Here is a 17,274-nt window from a genome sequence, read left to right as displayed (position 1 = left end):
TTTCTCTTTTCTCCAAAGATTGTCTCAACGCTTTCAAAACACTCAGGTTCCAATGAACCTTCGACATGAGCGCGCAGCGGTCACAGTCGGAGTTCACTAAAACGCCGGGAGCGTTTTAGAACAGCCGAAGGCTGGCCCGAAGGGCGGAGGGCAGGATGCCCGGAGTAAAACGCTCACGCCGACCAATTTCTCTTTCTTCCCCAAATTATCTCTGATATTTCCAATCGCAGGATTCTAAACGAACCTTCGAAATAAGCGTTCAGCGGTCACTCAGAATTCAAAAAGACACTAAACAGTCATTGGCTAAGAGTTGCTGTGGATTTGACAGAGCATGACCGCAGAAAATCTAAGCTAATCAACTAATTATACATGTTCGGTACTGTCTGTTTTCTTTACAAGCTATTTCTGGAACAACCCCTGAAAAACACTTAACTAGTTGTAAAATATAGATTAAAAACTATGGCTCACTAATTGCTTAGCATTGTTTCCTTAAGTCTTGGTAGTAAGTAGTAGGAAGTATTATGAAAGCATTGAAGTTGGCTCTTTTTGGCGCGTTGATGGTAGTTGGTGGCTATGCGAATGCAGGTCTGATTTTTCAGGCCGGAAGCTATGCCTATTATGAAGATGATAGCGGATTAGAGTGGGTTTATGCTTCACCCTGTGCCGGCGTTGGTGGCTGTGGAAGCGATGTTACCCTTATTGATGGTTTCAGATTCGCTTCTGAACTTGACTGGACAACAAGCTTCGCGGATGTCTCTGAGCTGGTCGCGGCCTTTGATTTGAATAACTATAATAGCGCGGTATGTGCGTCCGCCTATTTTGGCTCAGGGTACAGCCATTGTGACCCGACAGATGTGACTAGTGGGTACGTATGGGGCGCGCCTGTGGGAATTGCTGCAAACCTTGCCACTTCCCAGGGTGGTGCCGCTGAGACGTTTCTGGTACGTGGTCAGGCTGCTGTCAGCAACCCGATACCAGAGCCAGCCACGCTGTTCACTCTTGCATTAGGTTTGCTGGCGATGCGCTTGCGCAAAAAAGCCTGATCCATAATTATTTTGATAAAAAGCACTGAGCTCACCACTCAGTGCTTTTTTTATATCCAGGGAGGGATGGTATGCCGGGAGTGTCGGGAACGTTCTCCGCCGACAAGTCTTATACGCCGACCAATTTCTCTTAGTTTGACCCACTTCTCCTTTCTGAAAACTCTTCACTTCAAATCCTCACCGTATGTGCGAGGGATATAGACTGAGCTTAAGTTTAACCTGCTGATAGGTTGGATTAAGACTTACCAGTGGATCTTGGACAAAACGGCCATCGAGGGTTATCATTAATGATAACTCCTAATGGAAGAGAAGCTAATGACTTGGAAAGTCGATTTTTACGATGGCGTTGAAGATATCATTTTGCGAATGCCACCAAAGATCCAGGCAAGAATGATTAAATTACTGGAACTGATGGAAAAGCACGGGGCAAATTTAGGCCCACCTCATACTGAATCGATGGGGCATGGTCTGTTCGAAATAAGAGCAAAAGCTAAGGAAGGGATTGGTCGCAGCCTGTTTTGCTACTTAACAGGCAAACGCATTTATGTATTACATGCTTTCGTGAAAAAATCACGGAAAACCCCTAAACATGAACTTGAGCTGGCCCGTCAACGCCAGAAAGAGGTAAACAAATCATGAGCTTACAAAATCTGAAACAGCGTGCACTCGATAATCCCGAGGTTAAGGCTGAATATGACGACCTGGAGTCTGAATTTAATTTAATTGATAAGTTGCTCACGATGCGCACCACTGCAGGGCTGACGCAAGAGCAGGTGGCTGAGCGAATGAAAACGCAAAAGAGCAATATCAGTCGTCTGGAGCGTGGCAATGCCAACCCCAGTTGGGCGACCCTGCTCAAATATGCCCATGCTTGTGGTTTTGATTTGTCACTGAAAATGCAAAAAATACCCTAAAAAGCTGCAGGTATTTTCATCTGAACTAAGTTGCGACGAAGCTGCAGCATGCTGAAGTAGGGAGTTAGTCAGTGAATGTGAAGCTCTGTTTGAGTAACGGCAGCAGTGTTACCTTTCGCGGTATCCGAACGCCATCTGCGTACCTTTTCGGATCGATAGTGACAAAGCCCCAAAACTGCAAAAACCGAATCACAAAACGTGAGCTTATCAACGCATCCAGGTGTTCTCGCGGCGAAAGATATTCATCCTCAGGTACCTGCTTCAGCAAAGGGGGAAGGCTCTGCACACCTCGTCAGTGAGCTTATCCACAGAGCCATGTGTTTGCAGACGCCAGAGCATAAACAGCCAGAATGGCCGAAGATCAACATCATCTGACCAGCCATCCAGGTAGCCCCAGTTATACTGCTTAACGGCTGTTTCTAACATGGGCAGAAAAAATGCGCCGAGCCCATGCAGTTGATACTGCTTCTGAGCGACTTTTTCCACATAAAAGCGGCCACCTTTGAGATAAATGATCCCCGCCAGCTCAGCTAACACCCGGGCATAATGCAGTGCGTCAAATTTGTCTTCATTACTACCGGTAAACTCGCTAATGCTGGGCTCAGTTTCAAACTGAGCGACGGCAAACCCAGGTAACAATTCGCCTGCTTGTTTCACAAGTTTCGCCGGCAGATTGCCTTTAGTTGTCGCTTTTATCCAGCCGCCCTGCAAAATGGCTTGCTCAAGGAGCACAGCTAAATAACTCATCACCGGGCTGGTTGATAAGTCACCGGGCACACTGATGTTCACCCCGTCCAATTCGCTAAACGGCGCATAAAGCCAGTTTTCCATTTGCGTGGGTGTCAGGCCACAAAAATCCTCATCAGGGCGATTATTGCGTTCGGCCATTTTATGCTGAGCAACCTGGTTTAACTCATCAAGGGTCAGGTCAGGGTTCATTCCCACCGTCTGTGCGATGTCATCAAACACTTCAGCGTGGTGCTTTGAGATGGTATCCATACAGCAGCGTTTGTATTTTTTGCCACTGCCACAAGGGCAGGGATCATTGCGTCCTGTTTTCATTCAGTCTTGCTTTTATTCATTCCAAAAGTCACCCGCAATATCGACTTGCGATGCCTACGTAGTAAGTCACTCAATAACCAGGGCGACCGCACGTGTGCTCAATTTCTGACCAAAGTGATTACTCCGTCAACTAAGGCTCATAGTGCTTGAGCAATTTTGGTTAGTTAACACACAAGATTTGACCACTAAAGATACAATCGCTGTTTAAAAAACGTTCGCGATCTTGCCCTGACTCACTAACTAATATAAACCATGTATTTACAATGGAAAGGCTGCCGAATGGGGTCTGGTTAGAAGGGCTTGCCTACAACATAATATGTCTGGAAATGTTGTGGTGTACAAGTCTATGAATCTAGGTCATTTTCTTGCCTTAAAATTCCATACCAAGTTGCAGGAGGTACCGGTGTGGAGAAATGTCTAAAAGCGATGAAATCTAAACCTAATAGACGAGATTTAACAGCCGGGGAGCCGGAAATGGCTTTGGCAAAATCTGATTCAAGTATCTGCATCATTTGCTTTTTATATTCTTCAATGGACGGTGGAAGTTCTATCGGAGCTTGAGACACACCTGACACAAAGTGGGCTGGACGGAAGTAGAGGTGCTGATAGAAGTCATCTTCTGGATGCCATAGCTGGATACAAGTGTTTGGATAGTCTTGAGTAGCGCCTTCAACTAGGGCTTTGTATACGTCTTCTAAGTCGAGGATGACACACCAGCCTGCTATTGTCGCAAGAGTCCATGACATTTCCATCATACGTTTTGAGGCATGATCTCCCAGCCATCCGCCTTCGTCGGGTAGGTCTTCCAGAGATTCTATCGCTATTGGTACATAGTTCTTACTCTTATACGAATAATCTATATTTCTGAATAACCGTTTCAACCATCCTTGAGCAAATTCAATTCTTCCCGCAAGCATAAGGGCAAAGAGAGCCAAGGTAATGTCCTGACTGTGGCTGTCCAGGCACGGCGAAGTACAAATTCCATTGTTGTCTATGAATGCAACTAGTGCGTCACATGCTGAGTTTAACTGTTGAAACCAGTACTCCCGTTCACTGTCCTGATTGGGAGAAATTGGTTGCAAAGCCATGAATACAGCAAAGCTTGCCAAAAAGCCGATTTGTTCAAATGCAACAAGGGATGTTTCAGCTCCCCCATAGGTTGGACTTCGACTAAGGCTATTTGGGGTGAAGTAGTAAGGCATAAGCCTTGAAAAATATTCAGGAATGTATCTGGTGTAGCTACTCCAAATGCTGGTAAAAGGTCCTTTAACAACATCTTTGTTTGAGTCAGTCAGCTGAATTCTATGCCAAGACCAAAGCAGAGCTCGCTCCAAAGCCAATAGTCCTTGGCGGCTGTCACCGTCCTTTAACAGAGACCAATTCGCGTAGATTTGGGCTGATAAGTTGACTATTCTCATTGCCTTGAGTAAGTTCTTTCCTGTTTTCGATTCTTCTGTCAAATTTCCTTTTTCATCTAAATCCAGCGCCCGTCGGAAGATCCGGTGCAGATCTTTCCTGTTGTACTCACTGTCGCCCGAGAGCGCTAAAGCTCTTCTTAGATCGTGCCGGTCATCATCATGAAAGACATGCTCGTCGAGAAGGTATTCCTCGACATAGCTGGAGATAGTATCAATTCCCCAAAACTCTATTTTTGCTTTGTCTTCATATTCAGAAACCAAGCCACACCAATTTGCTAGTACTGTCTGTTTTAATTCCCCATTGGTAACTAAAACTATGTGCTTTGGCAATTCTTCATCTCTTGGTTCGAGATGGGATCTAAGGTAAACATCAAAAATTTCATTTATGCTTTGACGAACTGACTGTGGCTTCGTATCCCATTCAGATGATCCTATATCTCCTCTTTTTACTACTAATAGTAACAGTTCTTCTTGACCGTCATCGTTTTCACCTCGTGCAGCGATATCTACACCATACTGCCTGTTACCTGTTTGTGGGCGTGCAACGAGTTTGTAGCCCATTTCAACAAGCAGGTCTGGTAGCAACCTATCAAGCTCATCTCTTTCTCTAAGTGTTCGCAGGTATTCGGCGATAATTAATTTCACTCATCACCTCTTTTTGCGGTTCTGTAACCTAGTCTTGTTATCGTGTCGTTTACAGGGTCCATTACGGCTCCGACAGGAAGTGTTCCGTGAAAAGAATGTGTTGATAGGCGACCTATCTCGCCAATCTTTCCGTCCCTAATGCTGAACCAGCCATTTCCATTTTTAAGGGGAATATGCGTGCATAATTGCGTCAATAATGAATGCTTTTGGGCCGCCTCCTGCCCTTCTCTTTGTTGTTTATTTTTCTTAAATGTTATGTGGCGTTGAAGCATTTCAGGTGGGCGCAGCTCGTTGAGACGCGGGAGTTTGTCCAGCGCATCTATATATTTTGAAAGCTTGGTGTGAGCTGAGCGTAACAACTTATCTTCGTCACCGGTTGAAGTGGTTAGTCTGTTCTCTATTTCTTGAAGCGTTGCTCGAGGATAATTTTTACCAATATCGTTTGTTAGTAGCTCATGGACCCATCTAAACGAACGATTGAGTGCGTTATCCGTATCCAACAACGAAAAAGTGAGTGACAGTAAAGCTTCTTCATGGCAAATCCAGCCAAGCATTCGTCTCGCCAAATACCTAAAATCATCTTGGTTAAGTGAGTCGATTGTTAACTTATGGAATACGGGATTCTTGATACCACGTACCCATAACTCACTTATTACGTCAGCGAAGGCGACACCTAAGCCCTTCTCGTCTGCAAGAGCCCAATCCGTTAACAGCTTGAAAAGTCTCTCTTGGGTGTACAGTTCCGTAATTGACTGTTGAAAGCTTCTGCTTAGTCTGTCTTCAGAGTCCAAGGAAGCACAATTTCTGATTGCCCATTGGGTAAGCCAATCCTCAACTGCCTCACAATGTTTTTCAGCTTTAATAAGGCGGGAAAGTGAGTAGTCAAGAAGGTCTACATTTTCTGCAGTCAAAAAAATCAAGGGCTCGAGAACATTACTAAGGTCGCTCAACTCTGCTATTACTTTTCCGTTCATACAAACAAAGTCTTTAAGAGCATGCAGGGCGTTTTGGTTGTTTTCGACTGCTCTTTTAACCAGTTCTGGTATTAATTCATGTTGTGTACTCGCTGCACGACTTAACAGGTTCAAAGAAGTTCGTTTGATCTCGTCTTCAGAGTGGTCGCACGTATTAATTATCAGTGTTTGGATTTCCTTTCGTAACTCAGGGACAACCTCCCAATGTCTTATCAACTGACCCAAAATAAGCATTGCGGCGCGTTTCGATATATTCTTATCTGACTTTACATCCTCTAAGGCGCAGTTAATGGCCTTTGGTAGCTCTCCTGCTTTGGTAAACGCCTCCATACAACTAACATATAATCTAACTTTTGCTTCAGATAAGTCCCTCCTTATGAGCTCAGCAAGTTGTTGAGCAACAGGAAGTTTTTCTGACAGAAAGTCACTGAGTTCGTTGTAAAAAACAGGAACCGATTGGTCTCTGTGTTCTAAATTGTATTGGGCTTCTAAGAACTCGAGAAGTCCCTGCAATGGCAGCTCTCTCATGAATAAAAAGGAACTGCCCAGGCAGGAGAAAACGACATAAACTCTGTGTGAATCCTTTCCCTTAATAGCTTCCTGACCCAGGCCAAATACGTTCGTATCCGATGAAGACAATAGGCCAAGAAAACGCCCAGCTACAGTGTCTTTGCTATGATGCTCTTGGACCCAAACTTTATACAATTCATCGAACAGTTTTTCGGCACCCCAGACGGGAGACGAATTGGAATAAGACCTGAATAAGTGTATTGCAGCGCAATGATTCTTTGCTTCAACGTTGACGAACTGGAGCAGATTGTGCTCTACATCGATGGTAAAAAGTTTGGGATTCTCTCCAGAGTCAAGAATAGACGGATGGTCCGAGAGTTCCACTTCAAGAGCATTGGCATCTTCTAGATGAGACTCGTAACTTAACTTGGCAATATCTGAGGGAATGGCCTCAGGTGGCAGGTCATGGAAGTTAGTAACAGATGTATTCATTCTTGGAAGTCACGGATGCTTGATTATTTCCGCTAGGGTTCCACATTTTGACTTCCGTTGGTAGTCCCTATTCCGACTGTCTTTTATTGACCTCTTTCGACTTCGCAATAAAATAAAGCCTCCAGCATGAACAGGCACTTTAAGAAGAAGCATCGCCGTGCTGAAGTTCTGAACGTTGCTCATTGATTATTCTTTTTGGCCACTGCTCTGAGCTTACATGAGGACAATGGGGATGGCTAATCAATGCTCCCATTTCAGGTAAGACCGGGGCTGCTCCAGTTTATTAAATTCTGTATCGCCAAGTTGATCATTAGTGTGCGTCCGAAAAATCTTCCCTTTATTTCACTAATCTGTGCGGTTAGCCTGGCACTATCTGCCTGATATTATTGTGAATAGTTGTCGCTTAGGGTAGCTTGGTGTTGTGTGCTTTTTAATCTGCTTCAGGCAGGTTAGTACTGCCAGATCCTGGCCATAACAATAATATTCAGGAGAGCTGCATGACCTATCCTCCGGCTGCTTTGCCCAGTCTTCGTCAGGTGCTGTTGCTGGCGGTGGCCATCATTGGCGTGATTTTTTTGTTTGTGCAGGCCATGGCGCTGCCTATTCATCTGGCGTTGTTTGTCAGCTGGTTTCTGGTTATTGGTCTGGGTAAATGGCTCGGTCAGGATTACGCCAGCATGCAAAAGGCCATTACCACCGGCATTCACAAGGGCATGGATGCGGTGCTGGTGCTGATTGCGGTGGGGGCGCTGATCGGCAGCTGGATGGCCGGTGGCATCGTGCCGGGTATCATTTACTATGGCCTGGCGGCGATGAGCCCCGAATGGTTTCTGCCGGCGGCTTTTGTGATTTGTGCCATTACCTCTCTGGCTACCGGTACGTCTTTCGGTACCATCGGCACGGCTGGCATTGCCATGATGGGGATTGGTGCCGGCTTTGGTATGCCGCTGCCGATTGTGGCCGGGGCCGCAATCTGTGGCGCCTATGTGGGCGATAAGATGTCGCCGCTTTCCGATACCACGGTGATGACCGCATCTCTGTGTGAAGTCAGACTGGTGGAGCATATCAAATCCATGTTTACCGTCAGCGGCCCTGCCATTCTGATCACCTTTGTGCTGTTCCTGCTGGCCGGGCTGTTTTACCAGCCCGATGGTGATATTTCTCAGGCGCAGCAGGCGATGACGGCGCTCGACAGTCACTTTATGATTGCCTGGTACAGTCTGCTGCCGGCTGCCATTGTAATCGGTCTGCTGGTATTGCATATGCCAGCGGTGCCGGTGATCTGTTTCGGCGCCTTGCTGGGCGTAGTCTGGGCCACCTTGTTTCAGGGCAATGATATCGTTGCGGCAATCCGCACCCTGTACAGTGGCAACCAGATAGAATCGAATCTGGATTTTCTCAATATTCTGCTCAACCGCGGTGGCATGTCGTCGATGTTTGAAGTGATCATACTGGTGCTGTTCGCACTGGGGTTAGGGGGGCTGATGGATCAGACCGGGGTACTCACGGTGATTTCAGAACGTCTGCGGCGCTGGGCCGATTCTCCAGGCAAGCTGGGGGTGTCGACGGTATTTGCCGGTTTTCTGGGTAATTTTCTGGGCGGCGCCGCTTATGTGTCGCTGATTACCGCCAGTACCATTACCCGCAAAAATTATGATCAGATGGGCATCGACCGGCGGGTGTTATCCAGAAATACCGAAGCGGGCGGTACTATCACTACCCCCATGGTGCCCTGGACAGATGGCGGCGTGTTTATGGCCACAACCCTGGGCGTGGCCACGGTCAGTTATCTTCCTTTTCTCTGGTACCACTTTCTGGTGCTGGCCATCTCGGTGTTTTACGGCTTTGCCGGTATCGCCATGTGGCAAAACGCTGACAGGCAGGCTGAACCGGTGTCTTCTTAATCCAGCACTGGCAGCATTTATTTCACGACTCCGGCGGCCCGAAAAAGCTGCAGGTGCACTTCTGTCAGGGCGACAATATCCCGCTGATAACCACCACCGATCACCGCAGCTACCGGCAGCCCTGCTTTTTCACAGCGCTCAAATACCAGTTTGTCGCGCCGGTATATGCCTGCTGTGCTGATATGAAGGTGGCCTAAATCATCATTGATATGCACATCCACTCCGGCGTCATAGATCACCGCATCCGGGCGGTGCAGATTAAATGCCAGGCTCAGGGCACTATCCAGAGTATCCAGATAGTCATCATCGCCTGTGCCTTTGGGTAAGGGAAAATCCATATCCGATATCTGCTTGCGATGGGGAAAGTTTTTCTCGCCATGCAGTGAGAGGGTAATAATATCCGGGTTATTCTCTGCCAGTTTAGCGGTGCCATCGCCCTGATGCACATCACAATCCACGATCAGTACTTTATCAATCTCTGCTGTTTCCAGCATCGTTCGCGCGGCCAGATAGAGATCATTAAGCATACAAAAGCCGGAGCCAAAATCGGCAAAGGCGTGGTGATAGCCGCCGGTCAGATTCAGCGCTTTACCGTGCTCCAGTGCCAGTCTGGCGGTCAGGCAGGTGCCCGCCACCGCCGTCAGCGTACGGCGAATCAGTTGTTCAGACCAGGGAAAGCCAATCCGGCGCATGGCTTTAGGCTCCAGTGTGCCGGCCAGCAGCCCTGACAGGTAGTCCGGGCAAAAGTGCGCTTTCAAATCATTAATAGTCAGCGGCTGAGGCTGATAAAACCAGTTATCCGGTACAGCAGATTCAGCCAGCTTGTCACGAATGGCCTGATATTTTTCTATCGGAAAGCGATGTCGTACCGGCAGCGAGAGCTGGCTGTAAATAGGATGAAACACCAGTGGGATCATCATTGAAGCGCCCTAAAAACAACGCCGCACCCGAATAGATATACCGCTTTGATATCAGTTTCCTGAAACTTTGCCGTAAGCCTCGGTGCCCCACAGTGGCACCGTCGACAGGCTGTGTTTAAAGCTGCCTGAGGTTTCTTTGGTGGAGTAAGATACATACATCAGGGTCTGGTGCTCTGGATCGAAAATGCGCCGAATCTTCATGGATTTGAAGAAGATGCTTTTGGATTTGCTGAACAGTACTTCGCCACTGTCGCTTTTGTCTATTGCAGCAATCATTTCGGCACTGATAAGACCGGTTTGCCTGCAGGCAATGGCACTATCTGAGGGGTCAGAAAAATCCAGGTTCGCCTCGATACTCGACACATGGCAGGTGACTCCGGTCACTACCGGGTCGGTAAAGGCATCCAGCTTAATGTCCTTGGTGGTAAACAGTCCCAGCGATACATCGCCGACTTCGTTGCTGTCGCAGCCGAGCAGGAGTATCAGGGGCAGAGCGAGATAGACGGGTTTCATTGGTTTTCCTCGATTGCTAATTTTTATACTGGTCTTTGTCCAGGCCATACTTGCGCATTTTGTCATACAGGGTTTTACGGGCGATACCCAGTTGCTGTTGTACGCTGGCCAGGCGGCCTTCATTTTCCTGCAGGGCGTCCTGAATCACTGAGCGTTCGAAGTGGCTCAGATGATCTGCCAGTGACAGTGTACTCTGATGAGGCTCAGGATTGTCCTGCCCGAGCACAGATTTTCCGCCCATCAGCACAAAACGTTCTGCCACATTGCGCAGTTCGCGGATATTACCAGGCCACTCATGAGCCTGCAGAGCATACAGCTGGCGGGTATCGAGCTTGGGGGCATCGGTGCCGAAGCGGTTGCTGGCAATGGCGGCGAAGTGCTGAAAAAGCAGTGAAATATCGTCGGTGCGCTCACGCAGAGGTGGAATTTCTACGTTGATTACATTCAGGCGGTAGTACAGATCTTCACGAAACTCACCCTGCTCGACTAAATCCCTGAGTTCCACTTTGGCCGCGGCGATAAAGCGTACATCCAGATCGACCACTTTGTTGCTGCCCAGCGGCTCGATCTTGCGCTCTTCCAGCACCCTCAGCAATTTAATCTGCAGGGCCATGGGCATGCTTTCTATCTCATCCAGGAAAAAGGTACCGCCATTGGCATGTTCAATCTTGCCGATACGGCGTTTCTGGGCACTGGTGAAAGCTCCGGCTTCAAAACCGAACAGCTCGCTTTCAATCATATTCTCAGGAATGGCACCGCAGTTTATGGCAACAAAGTTCTCGCTGCTGCGTTTGCTGTTGTAGTGCAGATAACGGGCAACCAGATCCTTACCGGTACCGGTTTCGCCTCTGACCAGAATATCCGCCGGTATATCCGCCACCCGCGCCAGTATCTGCCGTAGCGCTTTTATTCTGGGGTTGTTGCCCAGGATCCTCGGGCCGGATGTGCCCTGTACCGACAGCTCCCGTTTCAGTTCGCGGTTTTCCAGTACCAGGCGGCGTTTGTCTGTGGCCCGGCGCAGCACATCAAGCAGGTGCTCATTGGAAAAGGGTTTTTCGAGAAAATCATAGGCACCCAGGCGCATCGCTTCCACGGCAATGGAGACATCACCATGGCCGGTAAGCATAATCACCGCCAGCTCCTGATCACGGTCAAGTGCCTGTTTGAGAAATTCGATGCCGTCCATGCCCGGCATATTGATATCGCTTATGATCACGCCTGGCCAGTCAGACTCCAGCAAGGGCAGGGCCTGTTCGGCATGACTGAAACACAGTGGCTCGTAACCCTCTATTTTCAGCCGCTGTGCCAGCGCATTGAGTATGCTGGATTCATCATCAATCAGGATCACCTGTGGTTGCATGTTCTGACTCCATGGATTAATCGGTAAAACGGGGCAGGATCACTGAGAATCGCGCACCACCGGAATTTATATTGCTGGCTTCAATCTGCCCGCCGAAAGATTCAACTATACGCTTTGATATGGTCAGCCCCAGTCCCAGACCCTTGCGCTTAGTGGTATAAAAGGGCTCAAACAGCCGGTTAAGTTCTTCATCAGAAAAACCCGGGCCAGAGTCTTCGATAATCAGGCTCACGTGATTGTCGTTGTAATGAATATCGAAGCGGATTAGCTGTTGTGGGCTGTCTTCAATGGCCTGAAAGGCATTGTTGAGCAGGTTGATCACCACCTGTTCCAGGGGCACCGCATCGGCGATAACCTGAATATCTGTGGGAACACTGGTGACGCTGAGCCGATCTTTGTAGTGACTGACCTTGGAGTCCAGTATGCCCAGCGACGCGCTGACCACTTCGGCCACGGATACCGGGCCTACCTTGCCGACGGACTTTCGCGCAAACAGCTTATACTGGCCGATAATCTTCGCCATCATCTTGTTCAGCCTGAGAATTTCCGCCGCATTCTGCTTGATTGATTCAGTATCACCGCGCTCCACCAACAGGCACAGGGTCTCAGTATAGGTGCGCATCGCGGTCAGGGGCTGATTCAGTTCGTGGTTAATACTGGCTGACATTTCCCCCAGGATGGCCAGTTTGCCGGCCTGAATCAGTTCATTCTGGGTACGTTTGAGGGTGAGCTCAGTCTGCTTATATTTTTCGATAATCTGGCGTAGCTGTTCGTTGGTGTCGCGAAGCTCACTGGTACGCTCTTCCACACGATGTTCCAGTTGCTCATTGATGATCGCCAGTTGCTTCCTGGCTTCCACGGTGCGTCGCCAGGAAAAGCCAATCAGATATAGCAGTACATATACCAGCGTAAACAGCAACACACCGGGGATCACATCGTCATAAAGCAGTGTCACTGGCGCCAGCACAAACAGCCGCCATCCGGCATTGCTCATATCCTGATGAGCCTGCAGATAAGTCAGGCGCTGGCCGTCTTTGTTAAGGCGCAGTTGCTGCTGTTCGCTCAGTTGCTGAATAGTCTGTGCGTCGGTCAGGGGCGGGATCGGCTGGCTGCCGTATTGCCGTTGTTCGAGCAATTGCGCTTCGGTGTCAGGCGCGAGTCTGGCCAGAGTATGGTAATTCCACTGAGGATAAGAGCTGTAAAACACCACGCCATGCACATCGGTGAGTAGAAACTCAAAAGGTGGTGCCGACCAGGTTTCCTCGAGAACGGTCAGCGCCACTTTGATCACCAGTACACCGAGGATCTGGTCGTCTTTGCGCACCGGATATGAAAAGTAATAGCCCCGTTTACCTGACACTGTACCCAGCGCGAAATAGCTGCCGGCATTGCCGTCCATGGCCTGTTTAAAATAAGGTCTGAAGCGATAATCTGTGCCTATAAAACTCTCGCTGCTGTCCCAGTTACTTGACGCTAATGTCAGGCCATCTGCATCGATCAGGTAGACAACGTCACTGGATATAGCCTGATTATAGCGAGACAGCAGATGATTTATCCGGCCCGGGCTGGCCTTTTCGGGGAACTGCAGGCTTTGCTGAATATCCGGGTGTAACGCTAATACCTTTGGCAGTGTGCGGTATTTGTCCAGCTCAATTTCCAGCTTGGTGGCCACTTCGCTGAGACGGGCACTGGCTTGTTGTTGTGTTTTTTCCAGCCCTTTGAAATACGCAACTACGCCTACCGCCAGTGCCAGCATCAGCCACACCATCACCGCTTTCGCTACTGTCAGTGACGATTTCCTGAAATATCTGAAGGGAAAACTGAGAGACATGGATTACAACCTGATTAAAACGGGCATGGCATGTGGCACCTGAAAACGAGCACTAATTTAACCGGCAATGTTATGGGATTGAAAGCATAAGATTAAAAAAATTCACATTCAGGCGTGGCGGCCAGAGATGGTGCGAAAAGGTAGCGCCGGATAATGGGTGGAAATCTACCCATCAGATTTTGTGCTTGGGTATGGTACTACCCATGCAAAATAATTGGGTTTTATTATCTGTTTGATTTATAAGTGAAATTAATGATTATACAAACTGGCAGGCATGTTGCAAAAAGGTTAACGTTGTTAACTCAGATTACGTTTGGTCGTATTGGGTTAACTCTAATACCAATTCGTATAGATAATTGCTCACTCAGCGAGACAAAAATGTTCTCTGGCAAGGCATGGTTCTGAAGGTCTAGTGGATCTAAATCGAAGGACCATAACAAAGCCAGGGGGCATTTTAGCCTCGCACGAAGGGAGCAGCCAGAAGGGCTTATCTCTGCGTTGCCACTTCTTGACGTAGAACCACTATGCCTGCGAAGTGCCGCCTTGACCTAAGCCCTTCTGACCAGCTCTGAGTGGGCAATTATCTATGCGGATTGGTATAACCATCACACTTAAAAATAATAGTTTAGCCAGGTGGAAAAATGATTAATTCAATTTTACAGGCGATAAGACAGCGTTACTCAAAGCAACAAATTGTGATGCCAATGGCGGTGCTTTTAGCCGCAGGGCTGTCAAGCGGCCTTCAGGCTCAGGAGGCGGCCGATGTCGAGAAAATCTCCGTAGTCGGGTCTCAGATTAAAGGTGCGGAGATCAGTGAAGCGCTGGCCATGTCAGTACTCGAAGGTGAGGTTATCGAAGGCCTGGGCATCGACTCAGGAGACGAACTGCTTAACCTTATCCCCGAAAACGGTCAGAATTTTTTCAATGAAGCGGGCAATATCAGCGGCGGTGTGAACGCCGCCCGTGGTGATATTGGCGCCTTTAACCTGCGTAACCTGGGTACCGGCAACACCCTGGCGCTGCTCAACGGCCGGCGCATGGTCAATGCCGCGTCTTATCAGACCGAAGAGGTAGGCGGGAGTTTTGTGCCGGTGAATACTGTCAATACCCAGACTTTACCCTTATACGGCGTGCGCCGGGTTGAAGTCTTGCGCGATGGGGCGTCTGCTATCTATGGTGCCGATGCGGTGGCCGGGGTTATTAACACCGTCACCCGCAATGATTATGAAGGTTTTAATATTCGGGTTAAGTGGAAAGAGTTTGAGCACCTTCCCCGCGATGATCAGACCCTGTCACTGCAGTGGGGAGATTATTTTAACGATGGTAGAACCAATATTGGTCTGGTCGCCAATTATTATCAGCGTGATCGGGTTAACTCACAGGATGACCCAAGATGGTCCAATTCCGATCTCAGAGACAGGATCCCGGAAGATTCCCTGTGGTTTGATGACATCAGATTCCGTAACGACAGTGCCAACTCTCTTTTCGGACAATTTGATGTAGTGCCGCGACTGGGTTCTGATCACAGCCTCAGAGAAAACGGTGTGGTAGACAACGCCGGTGAATTTGAAACCTACCCCATTGGCGATCCCCGCTGTCAGTATGCGATTTCTGACCAGCTTTGCGGTGCCGAAGATGGCCAGGGCGTGATCCGTTATAACCTGAATGAAAACCGCGATCTGGTCTCCGAACTTGAGCGCATGAATGTGTTTATGAATATTAACCATGTGTTCGATAACGGCACAGAAGCCTTCACTGAGCTGATGGCCTATCAGTCCAGAACCAATTTGCGACGCCATCCTACGGCATCCTTTTCCACCTCCGAACTGGTGGTGGGCGCCGGTAACTACTACAACCCCTTTGGTCCCTGTGGTTCGCCAAACCGATTGCCAGATGAGCTGATAGGCGCAGATGTACCCTGCGAAGGACTGCCTGTGGTACTGGATAACTACCGCTTTGCCGAAGTACCGAGAGTGGTGGACAACGACGGTGACACCTACAGAATTTTACAGGGCCTGAGGGGGCAGTGGGGTAACTGGGACTGGGAAAGCGCCGTATCCTGGTCCAGGGCCACAAAAGATGATGTCACGCACAACCGGGTTTCCAATACGCTGATGCGCGAAGCGCTGAATGATACCACCTCAGCGGCATATAACCCTTTCAGTGGCGGCGAGAACAGCAATATCGAAAGGGCACAGGTCAGTGTCACCCGCTTAAGTGAAACGGAGCTGACGACCTTCGATGTGAAGTTCTCTAATGCGGATATCTATCAGTTACCCGCCGGGCCCGTAGGCTTTGTGGCCGGCCTGGAATACCGGGAAGAGTCGTTTAAGGATGACAGAGATCCGCGTCTGGATGGCACTATTCAGTTTACCGATGAGGAGGGCGATACTTATCCATTTGTGTCTGATGTGGTTAACTCCAGCCCCACACCGGACAGCAGTGGTGAGCGGGATGTGGCGTCGTTGTTTGCCGAGTTACAGGTACCGGTGCTGAGTAATCTGGATCTGCAACTGGCACTGAGATACGAAGATTTCTCTGATGTGGGCGACACCACAGTCGGTAAACTGGCCTTTGGCTGGCGGCCCCTGGATAACCTGTTGTTCCGCGGCTCCTGGTCTGAAGCCTTCCGTGCGCCTAACCTGGTCACCATCAATGAAGAGATTATTGCCAGACAGGCAACCCGCACCGATTATGTTTGTCAGTACGCGGCGGAAAATGGCGGAGATCCGGATCAGGAAATTCTCAGTTGCCGTAACTCCATCCAGCGTATCGCCCAGGGCAGCGATCAGTTACAACCCGAGAAGTCAGATAATATCTCAGTGGGCTTTGTGTTTGAGCCGCTCGATGGACTGGCGCTGACCTTTGATTACTGGTCTATCGAGAAGAAAAATACCATTGGTTTGCTGGGCGAGGAAAATCATACCTTGCTGGACCTGTTGTCCAGGCTTGAGCAGGGCGACACGAATTGCTCTGGTAGCAGCTTTAATCAGGCCGTGAGCCGGGGCGAGATTGATCCCGCCGTGGTGCCGATTTATCAGGCCGCGGGGATTTGTCCGGCCGGTGATATTCAGTTTGTCGATGACAGCTACGCTAACCTCGACACCAGAACGGTAAAAGGCTACGACATAGGGGTGTACTACGATCTGGATACTGATGTTGGCCGTTTCAGGTTTGATTTTAACGGCTCTTACCTGGACAAGTTCGAGCAGGTGGCTGGCGGTGATGCCGCGCGGCTGGTCGATGCCCAGTCTCAGGGCGTGATACCGGAAAGTTTCCCGGTCACCGGCTTTGCGGATCTTATCGGTCAGGATGGCAACCAGAAGCAGAAACACAGTATGCGATTGTCCTGGCGCCATGGCGATTTCGGGGCAACCCTGGCCGGTTATAAAATTGGCAGTTTTTATCAGAGCGGCCTGACGCTGGATGACGGCACCCGTTATGTGATCCCATCCATGACAACCTATGACACCACCTTTGATTACTATACCGAAGTGGTGGATACCTCTGTGCGATTCAGACTGGGAGTGAAAAATATCACCGATGAAAGGGCGCCTCTGGCGGACTCTTCCTTTGGCTATTTTGAAGATGCTCATCAGGATTATGGCCGTTACTTTTATCTGGATATGAAAGCAACGCTGTAAGCCTGGGCTGACTACCTATTACCGGGCGCCACTAATGGCGCCCC

The 17,274-nt window shown here is 49.1% G+C and carries 12 protein-coding genes; 5 read left to right on the top strand and 7 right to left on the bottom strand.

All coding sequences use genetic code 11. The annotated features are described in order from the left end of the window. Window positions 1-521: 521 nt before the first annotated feature. From AT746_RS12000 to AT746_RS11990, 3 genes are all read left to right on the top strand, one after another. Window positions 522-1,043 carry a PEP-CTERM sorting domain-containing protein gene (locus AT746_RS12000; protein WP_062480622.1) on the top strand — a complete coding sequence of 174 codons (522 nt, stop codon included), beginning with the start codon at window positions 522-524 and terminating at the stop codon, window positions 1,041-1,043. Window positions 1,044-1,343: 300 nt separating this feature from the next. Next, the gene (locus AT746_RS11995) at window positions 1,344-1,682 is read left to right on the top strand and encodes a type II toxin-antitoxin system RelE/ParE family toxin (protein WP_231730931.1); all 339 of its coding nucleotides are present in this window, start codon (window positions 1,344-1,346) and stop codon (window positions 1,680-1,682) included. Continuing rightward, window positions 1,679-1,957: a helix-turn-helix domain-containing protein gene (locus AT746_RS11990; protein WP_062480618.1), complete on the top strand. Its 279-nt coding sequence runs from the start codon at window positions 1,679-1,681 to the stop codon at window positions 1,955-1,957. Before AT746_RS11995 ends, AT746_RS11990 begins: the two co-directional genes overlap by 4 nt. Before the next feature lie 261 nt (window positions 1,958-2,218). Here AT746_RS11990 and AT746_RS11985 read toward each other — a convergent pair whose 3' ends face one another. The 3 genes from AT746_RS11985 to AT746_RS11975 all read right to left on the bottom strand — a co-directional run bounded on the left by AT746_RS11985 (window position 2,219) and on the right by AT746_RS11975 (window position 7,058). Next, window positions 2,219-3,019, bottom strand: coding sequence for a YecA family protein (locus tag AT746_RS11985; RefSeq protein ID WP_335338196.1), 801 nt, complete (start codon window positions 3,017-3,019; stop codon window positions 2,219-2,221). 344 nt (window positions 3,020-3,363) lie between these two features. Next, complete coding sequence (locus AT746_RS11980; RefSeq protein WP_062480616.1) at window positions 3,364-5,082, bottom strand: hypothetical protein; 1,719 nt, start codon at window positions 5,080-5,082, stop codon at window positions 3,364-3,366. Beyond that, entirely contained in the window at window positions 5,079-7,058 is a 1,980-nt protein-coding gene (locus AT746_RS11975; RefSeq protein WP_062480614.1) for a hypothetical protein, read from the bottom strand. The genes AT746_RS11980 and AT746_RS11975 overlap by 4 nt, the downstream gene beginning before the upstream one ends. Window positions 7,059-7,555: 497 nt before the next feature. Between AT746_RS11975 and nhaC the strand changes: the two genes are divergently transcribed. Continuing rightward, window positions 7,556-8,962, top strand: a complete 1,407-nt coding sequence (gene nhaC, locus AT746_RS11970; protein ID WP_062480613.1) for a Na+/H+ antiporter NhaC — start codon at window positions 7,556-7,558, stop codon at window positions 8,960-8,962. A 17-nt stretch (window positions 8,963-8,979) separates the two neighbouring features. Here nhaC and AT746_RS11965 read toward each other — a convergent pair whose 3' ends face one another. Genes AT746_RS11965 through AT746_RS11950 form a run of 4 tightly spaced genes read right to left on the bottom strand, consistent with a single transcriptional unit; the run spans window position 8,980 to window position 13,586 of the window. Continuing rightward, window positions 8,980-9,882 carry a histone deacetylase gene (locus AT746_RS11965; RefSeq protein ID WP_197414251.1) on the bottom strand — a complete coding sequence of 301 codons (903 nt, stop codon included), beginning with the start codon at window positions 9,880-9,882 and terminating at the stop codon, window positions 8,980-8,982. A gap of 51 nt (window positions 9,883-9,933) precedes the next feature. Continuing rightward, the gene (locus AT746_RS11960; RefSeq protein WP_062480610.1) at window positions 9,934-10,395 is read right to left on the bottom strand and encodes a CreA family protein; all 462 of its coding nucleotides are present in this window, start codon (window positions 10,393-10,395) and stop codon (window positions 9,934-9,936) included. Between the two features lie 16 nt (window positions 10,396-10,411). Next, on the bottom strand, window positions 10,412-11,755 hold the full coding sequence (locus AT746_RS11955; RefSeq protein WP_062480607.1) for a sigma-54-dependent transcriptional regulator: 1,344 nt from the start codon (window positions 11,753-11,755) through the stop codon (window positions 10,412-10,414). Between the two features lie 16 nt (window positions 11,756-11,771). After that, entirely contained in the window at window positions 11,772-13,586 is a 1,815-nt protein-coding gene (locus AT746_RS11950; RefSeq protein ID WP_062480605.1) for a sensor histidine kinase, read from the bottom strand. Between the two features lie 641 nt (window positions 13,587-14,227). Between AT746_RS11950 and AT746_RS11945 the strand changes: the two genes are divergently transcribed. Next, the gene (locus AT746_RS11945) at window positions 14,228-17,230 is read left to right on the top strand and encodes a TonB-dependent receptor domain-containing protein (RefSeq protein WP_062480603.1); all 3,003 of its coding nucleotides are present in this window, start codon (window positions 14,228-14,230) and stop codon (window positions 17,228-17,230) included. The last annotated feature ends 44 nt before the right edge of the window (window positions 17,231-17,274 follow it).

Source organism: Lacimicrobium alkaliphilum (assembly GCF_001466725.1).
Lineage (GTDB): Bacteria > Pseudomonadota > Gammaproteobacteria > Enterobacterales > Alteromonadaceae > Lacimicrobium > Lacimicrobium alkaliphilum_B.
Note: the sequence above shows the minus strand (reverse complement) of the source record. Positions and strands in the feature narration are given on the sequence as shown.

Coding starts and splice junctions, on each gene's coding strand:
- AT746_RS12000 (WP_062480622.1), top strand. CDS start 522: ATGAAAGCATTGAAGTTGGCTCTTTTTGGCGCGTTGATGGTAGTTGGT.
- AT746_RS11995 (WP_231730931.1), top strand. CDS start 1,344: ATGGAAGAGAAGCTAATGACTTGGAAAGTCGATTTTTACGATGGCGTT.
- AT746_RS11990 (WP_062480618.1), top strand. CDS start 1,679: ATGAGCTTACAAAATCTGAAACAGCGTGCACTCGATAATCCCGAGGTT.
- AT746_RS11985 (WP_335338196.1), bottom strand. CDS start 3,019: ATGAAAACAGGACGCAATGATCCCTGCCCTTGTGGCAGTGGCAAAAAA.
- AT746_RS11975 (WP_062480614.1), bottom strand. CDS start 7,058: ATGAATACATCTGTTACTAACTTCCATGACCTGCCACCTGAGGCCATT.
- nhaC (WP_062480613.1), top strand. CDS start 7,556: ATGACCTATCCTCCGGCTGCTTTGCCCAGTCTTCGTCAGGTGCTGTTG.
- AT746_RS11965 (WP_197414251.1), bottom strand. CDS start 9,882: ATGATGATCCCACTGGTGTTTCATCCTATTTACAGCCAGCTCTCGCTG.
- AT746_RS11960 (WP_062480610.1), bottom strand. CDS start 10,395: ATGAAACCCGTCTATCTCGCTCTGCCCCTGATACTCCTGCTCGGCTGC.
- AT746_RS11955 (WP_062480607.1), bottom strand. CDS start 11,755: ATGCAACCACAGGTGATCCTGATTGATGATGAATCCAGCATACTCAAT.
- AT746_RS11950 (WP_062480605.1), bottom strand. CDS start 13,586: ATGTCTCTCAGTTTTCCCTTCAGATATTTCAGGAAATCGTCACTGACA.
- AT746_RS11945 (WP_062480603.1), top strand. CDS start 14,228: ATGATTAATTCAATTTTACAGGCGATAAGACAGCGTTACTCAAAGCAA.